The organism is Ruegeria sp. SAZD011, assembly GCF_059612545.1.
In genome coordinates, this window is sequence record NZ_JBXWQU010000022.1 from 317,467 (window position 1) to 328,966 (window position 11,500).

General features: G+C 63.7%; 8 protein-coding genes. 4 read left to right on the forward strand and 4 right to left on the reverse strand.

Going from position 1 to position 11,500, the window contains the following annotated elements:
* Positions 1–11: 11 nt before the first annotated feature.
* The 4 genes from AC2FLM_RS10160 to AC2FLM_RS10175 form a co-directional block, all read right to left on the reverse strand.
* The gene (locus tag AC2FLM_RS10160; protein WP_496857676.1) at positions 12–1,535 is read right to left on the reverse strand and encodes a trimethylamine methyltransferase family protein; all 1,524 of its coding nucleotides are present in this window, start codon (positions 1,533–1,535) and stop codon (positions 12–14) included.
* The gene (locus AC2FLM_RS10165) at positions 1,532–3,934 is read right to left on the reverse strand and encodes a GcvT family protein (RefSeq protein ID WP_496857678.1); all 2,403 of its coding nucleotides are present in this window, start codon (positions 3,932–3,934) and stop codon (positions 1,532–1,534) included. Before AC2FLM_RS10165 ends, AC2FLM_RS10160 begins: the two co-directional genes overlap by 4 nt.
* 181 nt (positions 3,935–4,115) lie before the next feature.
* Positions 4,116–4,745, reverse strand: coding sequence for a glutathione S-transferase (locus tag AC2FLM_RS10170; RefSeq protein WP_234184381.1), 630 nt, complete (start codon positions 4,743–4,745; stop codon positions 4,116–4,118).
* A 99-nt stretch (positions 4,746–4,844) separates the two neighbouring features.
* Positions 4,845–5,348: a class I SAM-dependent methyltransferase gene (locus AC2FLM_RS10175; protein ID WP_496857680.1), complete on the reverse strand. Its 504-nt coding sequence runs from the start codon at positions 5,346–5,348 to the stop codon at positions 4,845–4,847.
* Between the two features lie 241 nt (positions 5,349–5,589).
* Here AC2FLM_RS10175 and AC2FLM_RS10180 point away from each other — a divergent pair, with 241 nt between their 5' ends.
* Genes AC2FLM_RS10180 through AC2FLM_RS10195 form a run of 4 tightly spaced genes read left to right on the forward strand, consistent with a single transcriptional unit; the run spans position 5,590 to position 11,460 of the window.
* Entirely contained in the window at positions 5,590–7,362 is a 1,773-nt protein-coding gene (locus AC2FLM_RS10180) for an ABC transporter ATP-binding protein (protein WP_496857682.1), read from the forward strand.
* On the forward strand, positions 7,355–9,271 hold the full coding sequence (locus tag AC2FLM_RS10185; protein WP_496857684.1) for an ABC transporter substrate-binding protein: 1,917 nt from the start codon (positions 7,355–7,357) through the stop codon (positions 9,269–9,271). The genes AC2FLM_RS10180 and AC2FLM_RS10185 overlap by 8 nt, the downstream gene beginning before the upstream one ends.
* A 12-nt stretch (positions 9,272–9,283) precedes the next feature.
* Positions 9,284–10,312: an ABC transporter permease gene (locus tag AC2FLM_RS10190; protein ID WP_234221694.1), complete on the forward strand. Its 1,029-nt coding sequence runs from the start codon at positions 9,284–9,286 to the stop codon at positions 10,310–10,312.
* Positions 10,309–11,460 carry an ABC transporter permease gene (locus AC2FLM_RS10195; RefSeq protein ID WP_496857686.1) on the forward strand — a complete coding sequence of 384 codons (1,152 nt, stop codon included), beginning with the start codon at positions 10,309–10,311 and terminating at the stop codon, positions 11,458–11,460. The genes AC2FLM_RS10190 and AC2FLM_RS10195 overlap by 4 nt, the downstream gene beginning before the upstream one ends.
* Positions 11,461–11,500 lie beyond the last annotated feature (40 nt).

Consider the following 11,500-nt stretch of genomic DNA (forward strand, 5'->3'; position numbering starts at 1 on the left):
GGCGGGTCTCCTCAGCTTTCGGGCGGGGCGCCCCCTTCGGCGGTTCGGCGCGCGATGAAGTCTTGCAGCGCCGCGACCCGGTCCGGGTCCATGGGCGGTGGTTCGAAATTATCCACGATCCCGCGCCAGATACCAGTGGCGCGATGATTGGCATCGACTTCCCCGCGCTCGGTCCACTGGCCGAAGTTCGACCAATCGCCCACCAGCGGATCATAGAACTGGGTCTGATAGCGCGCCATCGTGTGTGCAGCGCCAAAGAAATGGCCCATCGGCTGCACTTCGCGTAGCGCATCCAGCGCGATATCCGCGTCGGTGGCGGGCGTACCCGCGCAGAGCTCGGCCACCATTTGCAGCACTTCCAGATCGGTGATGATCTTTTCGTATGAGACGGTAAGCCCCCCTTCGAGCCAGCCCGCCGAATGGATTGTCACCGTGGCCCCGGCCAGCAGGCAGCCCCAGAGGCCGAACTGTGTCTCGTTCGCGGCCTGGGCGTCGTTGATATTGGCGGCACTCCCCCCGGCGCAACGCCAGGGCAGGCCGATGCGCCGCGCCAATTGCCCGGCCACCAGAGAAGCGGTGAAATGCTCGGGCGTGCCAAAGGCCGGAGCGCCCGATTTCATGTCCACGTTGCTGGTGAAGGTGCCATAGCAGACCGGCGCGCCGGGCTGCGCCAACTGGCTGAGCGTGATGGCCGCCAGCGCCTCGGCATGGCTGAGCGTCATGGCGCCCGCCACCGTCACCGGCGCCATCGCGCCCATCAGGGTAAAGGGGGTGACGATCGCCATCTGGCCATGGCGGGCAAAGTCGATCAGCCCCTGCGCCATCGGCAGGTCCAGCGTGCGTGGAGAATTGGTGTTGATGATCGTGTAACTCCACGGCTCGGAGCGGAACTCGGCATCCGACAGGCCCCGGAAATCTCGGATCATCTCGAACCCGTCCATCACCTGCGGCGTGCCGCGCGAATAGAGGAAGGGCACCTTGTCGGACTGGGTCAGTTCGACCTCGGTCATCGCCATGTGCCGCAAGTGCATCGGCACGTCCTGCGCCTCGACCAGCGGCGGCACCATGTGCAGCACGTCGAAACTCTGGGTGATCTGCACCAGTTCGCGGAAATCGGCCAGGCTGCCGGGACGGCGACCGCGCGCGAGGTCGGTGGCATGCGGGCAACCGGCACCGGGCTGAAACGCCATTCGGCCCAGTTCCAGCACCACGTCTCGGTCGGGCACGGCGCCGCGCATTCGGATGGACTTCGGCGCGCTGACCAGCGCCGCCTCGACCATGTCGCGGCCCATGTAAACCATCTCGCCGTCGATGCGGGCACCACCCTGCCGGTAGAGATCTCGTGCGCCGGGATGCAGCACCATGATCCCCAGATCTTCAAGCACGCTCAGCGCCGCCTCGTGCAGCGCCTCGATCCGGTCGTCGGAAAAGGCCGCCATCGGCGGGAACGGGTTGCGCAGGTTGCGATAATCGACCTGGCGGGCCGGCGCCGGGGCGTCGGTCCGTGCCCGCCTGCCCCGCCGCCCGCCGCTCATCCGCGCATCGCCTTGCCGTCGGGATCATAGGGCGAGGGTGCGATCACCCGCGCCGGACGTTCCGCCCCCACCACATGCACCGTCAGCTCTGTGCCAGGCGTCGCCTTGTCGCGATTGACCAGCGCCATGGCCAGCGATTTGCCGATATAATGGCCATAGCCGCCCGAGGTCACGAAACCGACCTTGTCGCCCGCCGACCAGACCGGCTCGTACCCGCTGGCATCGGCATCGGTAGCGTCGATTTCGAGCGTGACCTGCACCTGGGCCGGGCCGTTGCCATCGCGTTCGGCCAGCGCCGCCTCCTTTCCGACGAAGTCCTTGGACCATTCGATCCAGCGGTCCATCCCGGTCATGCCGGGGGTATACCCTTGGGTGAATTCGCGCGACCAGATGCCAAAGCTCTTTTCCAGACGGGTCGACAGGAGCGCATTGAACCCGACCTCGCGGATACCTTCGCTGGCACCCGCCTCGAGCAACATCCGGCGAAGCGTCACGTGATCACCCATCCGGCAGTTGATCTCATACCCCTTTTCACCGGTCACCGACATGCGCGCAACACGGGCGCGCACCAAACCGATATCGAAATCGCCACAGCCCATGAAGCCCAGGCCCGAGATATCCTGTTCGGCCAGTTTCTCGATCACCGCCTGCGATTTCGGCCCGGCCAGGCCAAAGCCGCAAACCTCTTCACCCAGATCGCGAACCGTGACCCCGTCGATCATGTGATCGTCGAACCAGCGCATATGCCATTGCCGCAGATAGTAGCTGCCCATGATCCACCAGGTGCCGTCGCCCCAGTTCAGCACTGTCAGATCGCCCTTCAACCGCCCGGTCTCACCCAGCATCGGCGCCAGCCGGGCCCGCCCCGGCGCAGGCAGTTTCGAGGCCATCAGCCGATCAAGCCAGACCTGCGCATTCGGGCCCGAGACCTCGTAACGAGAGAAACCGGTGATATCGAGCAGGCCGACACCTTCTCGGATCGCACGGCATTCTTCGGCCACGATCTCATGCGCGTTCGAGCGTTTGAGTGTCGGGGTTTCCTCGAACCCCCGGGGCGCAAAGTATAGCGGCACCTCGAGGTCCCAGCTGACACCCCATTTGCAGCCCGCTTGTGTCATCGCATCATGGGCGGGTGCCATTTTCAACGGACGTCCGGCGGGCAGTTGCTCGTTCGGATAGGTCATCACGAAACGGCGTGAATAGAACTGGCCCGTCGTTTCGCGGATGTAGCGCTTGTTCCGGGCAAAATCGCCATAGCGCGCCACGTCCATGCACCAGGCATCGGCCTCGGGCTCGCCATGGATCATCCATTCGGCCAGTGTCTTGCCGACGCCGCCGCCCTGGAGAAAGCCCGCCATAACCGCACAAGCGGTCCAGTATCCGCGCTTGCCCGGTACTGGCCCCACCAGCGGGTTGCCATCGGGCGAGAACGTGAAGGCCCCGTTGACCCAGGTCTTGACGCCGACCTCCTGCAAGGCGGGATAGCGCTCGAACCCGCAGACCAGTTCGTGCTCGATCCGGTCGGTCTGTTCCTGAAACAGCTCCATCCCGTAATCCCATGGAGCCCCATCCATCGCCCAGTGTTCGTGGTCGATCTCGTATATCCCCAGCAGCACGCCCTTCTGATCCTGCCGCAGATAGGTGAACCCTTCGAGGTCGACGGTCATCGGCACCTCGAAATCCAGCTTTTCCAGCGCCGGAATGGTGTCTGAAATCAGATAATGATGCTTGAGCGGGCTAACCGGCAGTTCGACCCCGGCCATGCGGCCCACCTGTTTGGCCCAAAGACCGGCGGCATTGACCACATGTTCGCAGCGGATGGTGCCCTTGTCGGTGACCACCTCCCAGCCCTCGGCGGTCTGGTTGAGCGCCTCGACCCTGGTATGTTCGAAATACTGCGCCCCCCGCTTGCGGGCGGCGACCGCATAGGCATGAACCGTGCCGGTGGTGTCGACATAACCTTCGCGATCGGCCCACATGCCGCCCAGCAATCCGTCGGGCGACATGATCGGGTTCAGCGCACAGGCTTCCTCGGGGGTGACAAGGCGGCAATCCTCGATCCCGATCGACTGGAACACGCGATAGGCCGATTGCAGCCATTCCCAGCGGTCGGGTGTCCCCGCCATGGTCAGGCCACCGGTCATGTGCAGGCCGATATTCTGGCCGCTTTCGGCCTCGATCTGGCTGAGCAGGTCGATCGTATAGGCCTGAAGCGCAGCCATGTTGGGATCCGCATTCAGGGCATGGATGCCGCCCGCGGCATGCCAGCTTGATCCGGCGGTCAGGACGCTGCGCTCGATCAGGCAGACATCGGTCCAGCCAAGCTTTGCCAGATGATAGAGAACCGAGGCCCCGACAACACCGCCCCCGATGACGACAACACGGTAATGGGAATTCATGCCACCCTCCCTTGCTTCCTGACACAGGCTAGTGCGGCCTCGACCCCCTGTCTAGACATTTCTGTACAGTACTCGATGCACGGGGTCGGATGTCCACCGGACCGTTCGGCGGACGCCGTTTTCCGCGGCGGAAAACGGCCCGGAAAACATGTGTTTTCCGGCTCCTGCCAAACGGGCGTTCTCAGATCTGGGCGCTGGGGCGGGCCTTGATTGCTTCGTACCAGGCCTGGGTTGCGCTGTTGCCCTCGGGCACGCGCATCTTGATCACCCGGGCAAAGTCCACGAACACGAATGTCGAGATGTCGGCCAGCGTGAAATGATCACAGGCCACGAACGGGCTTTCGCTCAATCGATCTTCAAGTACATCAAAGAACTGCGCTACCCGCGCGACCCCGCGCTGCGCCAGTTCGGGGATCTGGGCATGGTTGGCGGGGCCCGGGATGGCACGGTCCTTGAACGCCGGATGCCCGTTGCGCAGCGCCTCGGCGACAGGCGCGCCGCCCTGCTGTTCGGCGATGGCGTTCCACATCATCACCAGACCCTTTTCATCGGGCGTGCGCCCCATCAGCGGCGGTTCCGGAAAGCGCGCCTCAAGATAGGCGGCGATACCCAGATTCTCGGTCAAAACCGTGCCCTCGTCGGTCACCAGCACCGGGATCGTCGCGCGCGGGTTCACCGCCCGAAAAGCCGGTTGCAACTGTTCGCCCGCCGCGATCGAGATATCGCGGCTTTCGATCTCCAGCCCCTTCTCGGCGATGAACATGCGGGCGCGGCGCGGATTGGGCGCGGTGGAACAGTCGTAAAACAGCATGACGGGATCCTCTGGTGCAGCATGCACCAAGCTTAGGCATCAACCGCGCCGCGCGCCTAGCCGTTCGCGGGCGTGACCCTGCGGCACATCACCCGGACGTCATCCGCGCTGATAGATGAAACACCGCCCCTCAACCGCTCCTGGGGGCAGGGGCAGCTCCACGAGACCGTCGAAATACATCCGGTCGCTCGACACCATCAGCCCGCCTTGCGCCAGATGCGGTTCGATCAGAGGCGAGATCGTGCGGGCGAAACGATCGTTCTTTTCCCGGTTGTGACCGCCCAGATCGGCATGGATCAGGCTGGCCGTGGCGCCGAACCGCTCCAGCATGGCGGGCAGGGTCTCGCGGATATCGCCCAGGACCAGCGCGGCCTCGGGCGGTGTCGAATCGGGGTGCGAGGCCACCGCGCGTTCGAACACGTAGATATCGCGCCCCCGCACATGTTGGCGCAGGTGGTGATAGGTGCGCCCGTTGCCCAGACCAAGTTCGTAGACCGGACCGGGCAATTCGGCGGTCAATGCGATGGCATGGTCGAGACAGGCCCGTTGCGACACCATCCGGTCGATGAACAGGTCGAGGCGGCTCTGCTCTGGTTGGCTCATGATCTGATATTCCCTTGTCCGCGCGGCGCCGTTCCGGGTGCCGCTTTTGCTCCTCATGCCAAATTCCGCCCCGCTTTGACAGCCATCAGACCGGCAATATCGCGATTTCCCGGCCATCTTTGCGAAATTGAGGTTTGACGAACCGGCGCCCGGCGCGCGAAAGTGCAGGCAAAACAATAAAGACCGTTGGGGGTATTGATAGCGTCATGTCGTTTTCTGGCCAGTCGGGTGGGACACCTGAATGACCCCTTTATTGTCTGTCGAAAACCTCAGCATCGGCTTTGGTCGCGACGAACCCGTGGTGCGGGACGTCAGTTTCGAGGTGATGCCCGGGCAGACTTTGGCGCTGGTAGGTGAATCCGGCTCGGGCAAGACAATCACCTGCCGGGCCGCTCTGCGCATCCTGCCCAAGGCGGCACAAATCCGCTCCGGCCGGATCACCCTGAACGGCGAGGATGGGCCGCTCGCCCTGAACCAGCTCGGCGAGCGGCAGATGCGGTCGATCCGCGGCAACCGCATTTCGATGATCTTCCAGGAGCCGATGCGCTCTCTCTCGCCGCTGCACCGGATCGGCAATCAGGTGAGCGAGGTGCTCTGGCTGCATCGGGGCGCCAGCGAGCGGCAGGCGCGCAAGGCGGTACTGGAACAGTTCGAAAGGGTGGGGTTTCCCGATCCCGAACGCGCCTACAACTCCTATCCGTTCGAATTGTCGGGGGGCATGCGGCAGCGGGCGATGATCGCCATGGCGATGGTGGCCAAACCCGACCTGCTGATCGCGGACGAGCCGACAACGGCGCTGGATGTGACCACCCAGGCCCAGGTTCTGGGGCTGATCAAGGAATTGCAGCGCGAGACCGGCATGGCGCTGATCCTGGTGACCCATGATCTGGGCGTGGTGGCCAACATGGCCGAACAGGTGGTTGTCATGCACAAGGGCCGGGTGATGGAAAGCGGCTCTGCTGCTGCCATGCTCAAGGACCCGGCGCATCCCTATACACGGCAACTGTTCGACGCCGCACCCGAAATCCCGGATGTCGAGGCGGTCGGCCTGCCGATGCCGCAGGACGATCTGATCCTCGAGATGAAGGATGTGTCCAAGACCTATACCATGCGCTCTGGCCGGGGCTGGCAGGCTGACAAGCTGATCCATGCCTGCCGGGGCGTCGATTTCCGCCTGGCCCGCGGCAAGACGCTGGCGATCGTGGGCGAAAGCGGCTCGGGCAAGACCACCGCGGCGCGCATCGCGCTGGGTGCCGAGCCGCCCGATCCCGGCGGCGAAGTGCTGTTCCGCGCCAGCCCCGACGCCGTGCCGCTGACCGTGCATGACATGACCCGCGCCCAGCGCACCGCGTTCCAGCGTCAGGCGCAGATGGTGTTTCAGGATCCCTACAGCTCGCTCAGCCCGCGCATGCGCATCCAGGACGCGATGACCGAACCGCTGGAGATCCACCGGATCGGCACCCGTGCCGAGCAACGCGACAAGGCCGCCGAGGCGTTGGAACGGGTGGGGCTGAACGCCGACATGCTCAAACGCTATCCGCATGCCTTTTCCGGCGGCCAGCGCCAGCGCCTGTCGGTGGCGCGCGCGCTGATGCTCGACCCGGCGATGATCGTCTGCGACGAGCCGACCTCGGCGCTGGACGTGTCGGTACAGGACCAGATCCTGACCCTGCTCGAAGAGTTGCAGGAGGGGCTGAAACTCTCCTACCTCTTCATCAGCCACGATCTGGCCGTGGTGGCGCGTATCGCCGATGAGGTGGCGGTGATGCGTCAGGGGCTGGTGGTCGAACAGGCCCCGCCCGAGACATTGTTCCACAATCCCCAACATCCCTATACCAAGGCGCTGATCGCCGCCCAGCCGGAACCCGATATCGACCGGCCGATCAATCTGAAGCTTGTGGCCCTGGGCGCCGGTGCGCCCGATACCTGGGCCGAGGCCTTTCGTTTCACCGACTCCGTGATACCCTCGCTGGTAGAGATGGAGCCAGGACACAAGGTACGTTGCCATGCTTGAACTGCCCCGCCGCGCCGTCGCGCTTGCCCTGACCATGGTTCTGGCCGGGGCATTACCGTTGCGCGCTGAAACCGTGCCGACATTACAGGAATCGATCTTTTGGGGGGCCGAGGTGAAATCCGGCGACCTGCCACCCATCGACCAACGCATTCCAGAAGAACCGTTGATTGTCGATCTCGGGGCCAAGGGGCGTGAATTCGGCACACCGGGCGGGGTGATGCGCACCATGATCACCCGCTCCAAGGATATCCGCCAGATGGTCGTCTATGGCTATGCCCGGCTGGTCGGATATGACGAAAACTACAATCTGGTGCCCGATCTGCTGAAATCCTATGAGGTCGAAGAGGATCGCCGCTTTACCCTGCACCTGCGCAAGGGGCACAAATGGTCGGACGGCGCGCCCTTTACCTCGGCCGATTTTGAATACTGGTGGACGGATGTGGCCAACAACCCGCTGCTCAGCCCCGCCGGTCCTCCCGATTTCCTGCTGATCGAAGGCCAGCCGCCCCGGGTCAGCTTTCCCGATGCCACGACCGTGGTGTTTGACTGGGACAAGCCCAACCCCAATTTCCTTCAATCGCTGGCGCAGGCGCGTCCGCCCTTCATCTATCGCCCTGCGCATTTCCTGAAACAGTTCCATCAGGATTATGCCGATGCTGCGTCACTGGCCGCCGCGGTCGAGGAAAACCGGGTCAAGAGCTGGGCGGCGCTGCATAACAAGCTGGACAACATGTACCAGTTCGACAATGCCCAGCTGCCGACCCTGCAACCGTGGATCAATGCGAGCGAAGGCAAGAAGATCCGCCACAACTTCGTGCGCAATCCTTTCTATCACCGGATCGACACCCGAGGGGTGCAATTGCCCTATATCGACATCGTCGAGATGGAGATCGTGGCGCCCGGCCTTGTCGCGGCCAAATCGAACGCTGGCGAAGTCGATCTTCAGGGGCGCGGGCTCGACTTTCGTGATGCCTCGATCCTGAAGAAGGGCGAGGCCGATGGCGGCTACAAGACCTATCTTTGGCAAACCGGCGTTGCCTCGCAGATCGCGATCTATCCCAACCTCAACCATAATGATGACGGCTGGCGGGCGGTGTTGCGCGATGCCCGGTTGCGCAGGGCGCTGTCGCTGGCGATCGACCGCGACGCGATCAACAGGGCGCTTTATTTCAAGCTGGCCAAGCCCGGTGCCATGGCGGTGCTGCCGGCCTCGCCCTTCTTCAAGCAGGAGCACCGCGACGCCTGGGCGGCCTATGACGTGGCGCAGGCCAACGCGCTGCTGGACGAGATCGGGCTGGACAAGCGCGACGGCTCGGGCATCCGCCTGCTGCCCGATGGCCGCCCGATGGAACTGGTGATCGAAACGGCGGGCGAGCGGCAGGAGGTCGAAAACGCGCTTCAGATCGTCACCGACACCTGGCGCGAGATCGGGGTCAAGCTGGTCATGCGCCCGCTGGACCGTGACATCCTGCGCAACCGCGTCTTTGCCGGCACCACCATGGCCTCGGTCTGGTTCGGCTGGGACAATGGCCTGCCCCAGGCCTATACCTCGCCAGCCTATCTGGCACCCACCGATCAGGTGTTCCTGGCCTGGCCGAAATGGGGGCAGTATTATCAGACCGCCGGTCAGGTAGGTGAGGCGCCCGACCTGCCCGAGGCGCAGCGGCTGATGGAGCTGCTGCACGATTGGGAAAGCGCCGCCAACGATCAGGAACGCGCCGCCGCCTGGAGCGAGATGCTGGCCATCCATGCCGACCAGATCTATGGCATCGGCCTTCTGGCCGAGGCGCCGCAGCCCATCGTGGTCTCGGCCCGGATGCGCAACGTGCCGAAAAAGGGCATGTGGGCGTGGGATCCGGGGGCGCATTTCGGTGTGCACCGGATGGACGAATTCTTTATTCAAGACTGACGGATCGGCGGAATGGCAATCCTGCGCTACGCATTTTACCGGTTCGGAACCATGCTGATGACCCTGCTTGTGGTCTCGGTGCTGGTCTTTGCCATCATCAACCTGCCGCCGGGCGATTACCTGTCCAACCAGATTGCCGAACTCAAGGCCTCGGGCCAGTCCGCTGGCGTGGCCAAGGCCGAGTTCCTGCGCAAGGAATACGCGCTCGACCGGCCTGTCTGGGAACAATACATGATCTGGATGGGCTTCATGCCCGGTCCGCACGGGTTCTCCGGCCTGATCCAGGGCAATTTCGGCTGGTCGTTTGAATTCGACCGCCCCGTTTCCGAGATCGTCGGTGACAGCCTGTGGCTGACAGTGCTGGTGAACATGGCGGCCATTGTGTTCGTCTATGCCACCGCCCTGCCGCTGGGAGTGATCGCGGCGGCCAAGGCGCGGACCTGGGCGGATTATACCTCGGCCTTTGTCGGCTATCTGGGACTGGCGACGCCGAACTTTCTGCTGGCGCTGATCCTGTATTATTACGGGCGCAAGTACCTGGATATCCCCATCGGCGGCCTGATGGACCCGGCCTTTGAGGGGCAGCCGATGAGTTGGGCCAAGATCCAGTCGGTGCTGGTGCATCTGATCGTGCCGACCATCGTGATCGGCACCGCCGGCGCCTCGGCGATGATGCAGCGCCTGCGTGCCAACATGCTGGACGAGCTAGGCAAACCCTATGTGGAAACCGCCATCGCCAAGGGCATGGCGCCCAGCCGGATGCTGGCCAAATACCCGCTGCGCGTGGCGTTCAACCCGTTTGTGGCCGATATCGGCAACCTGCTGCCCTCGATGGTGTCGGGCTCGGTTCTGGTCTCGGTGGTGATGGGGCTGCAAACCATCGGTCCGACCCTGCTGACCGCGCTCAAGAGCCAGGACATGTTCCTGTCGGGCTTCGTACTGATGTTCGTGGCGCTGCTGACGCTGATCGGGACAATGATTTCCGATATCCTGCTGGTCATGCTCGACCCGCGCATTCGATACGAGGGGCGCGACGCATGACCCAACTTCCCGACGGACGCTATGTCGACGACGCCCCCTATGATCCGCAACAGTCGATCCAACAGCTGGAGCGGCGCGATCTGGACGCGCCCAACTGGCTGTTGGTCTGGCGCAAGTTCCGTACCCACAAGCTGGGCCTGATCTCGGGCATCTTCCTGCTGTTGAGCTACCTGCTGCTGCCCTTCATGGGGTTCATCGCGCCCTACTCGCCGAATTTCCGCAATGCCGATCACCTCTATGCCCCGCCACAGGCGGTGCGCTGGGTGCATGAGGGCGAGTTTCTCGGCCCGTTCATCTATCCGATCACCGCCGAGGCGGATCTGGAGACCTTTCAGTGGACCTTTGTCCCCGATACCGAGAACCCCCAGCGGATCCGGTTCTTTTGCGAAGGGGACAGTTACAAACTGGCCGGGCTGATCGAGAGCAACACACATCTTTTCTGCGCGCCCGAGGGCGCGACGCTGTTCCTGTGGGGCTCGGACCGGTTGGGCCGCGACGTGTTCAGCCGCATCCTATATGGCGCACAGCTGTCACTCACCGTGGGCCTGATCGGCATCTCGGTGTCCTTCGTGCTGGGTATCTTCTTTGGCTCGCTGGCGGGCTATCTGGGTGGCAAGACGGACTGGGTGATCAACCGGGTGATCGAGATCCTGCGTTCACTGCCGGAACTGCCGCTTTGGCTGGCGCTGTCGGCGGCGGTACCGTCGAACTGGTCGCCGGTGGCGGTGTTCTTCATCATCTCGGTGATCCTTGGAATCCTCGACTGGCCCGGGCTGGCGCGTTCGGTGCGGGCCAAGTTCCTGTCGCTGCGCGAGGAGGAATACGTGCGCGCCGCCGAGATGATGGGGGCGGGCAAGGGGCGGGTGATCCGAAAACACCTGCTGCCCAATTTCATGTCGCACCTGATCGCCAGCGCCACGCTGTCGATCCCGGCGATGATCCTGGGCGAAACCGCGCTCAGCTTTCTGGGGCTTGGCCTGCGGGCGCCCGCGGTCAGCTGGGGGGTGATGCTGAACGACGCACAGAACCTGGCCAGCATCGAGCTTTATCCCTGGACCGCGATCCCGATGCTGCCCATCGTGGTGGTGGTGCTGGCCTTCAACTTCCTGGGCGATGGCCTGCGCGACAGCCTCGACCCCTATAGCTGAGCAACAGGCAGGCGGGACCCGAGATTTTTCGTCGAAAAAT

Coding starts and splice junctions, on each gene's coding strand:
- AC2FLM_RS10195 (WP_496857686.1), top strand. CDS start 10,309: ATGACCCAACTTCCCGACGGACGCTATGTCGACGACGCCCCCTATGAT.
- AC2FLM_RS10160 (WP_496857676.1), bottom strand. CDS start 1,535: ATGAGCGGCGGGCGGCGGGGCAGGCGGGCACGGACCGACGCCCCGGCG.
- AC2FLM_RS10175 (WP_496857680.1), bottom strand. CDS start 5,348: ATGAGCCAACCAGAGCAGAGCCGCCTCGACCTGTTCATCGACCGGATG.
- AC2FLM_RS10185 (WP_496857684.1), top strand. CDS start 7,355: ATGCTTGAACTGCCCCGCCGCGCCGTCGCGCTTGCCCTGACCATGGTT.
- AC2FLM_RS10165 (WP_496857678.1), bottom strand. CDS start 3,934: ATGAATTCCCATTACCGTGTTGTCGTCATCGGGGGCGGTGTTGTCGGG.
- AC2FLM_RS10190 (WP_234221694.1), top strand. CDS start 9,284: ATGGCAATCCTGCGCTACGCATTTTACCGGTTCGGAACCATGCTGATG.
- AC2FLM_RS10170 (WP_234184381.1), bottom strand. CDS start 4,745: ATGCTGTTTTACGACTGTTCCACCGCGCCCAATCCGCGCCGCGCCCGC.
- AC2FLM_RS10180 (WP_496857682.1), top strand. CDS start 5,590: ATGACCCCTTTATTGTCTGTCGAAAACCTCAGCATCGGCTTTGGTCGC.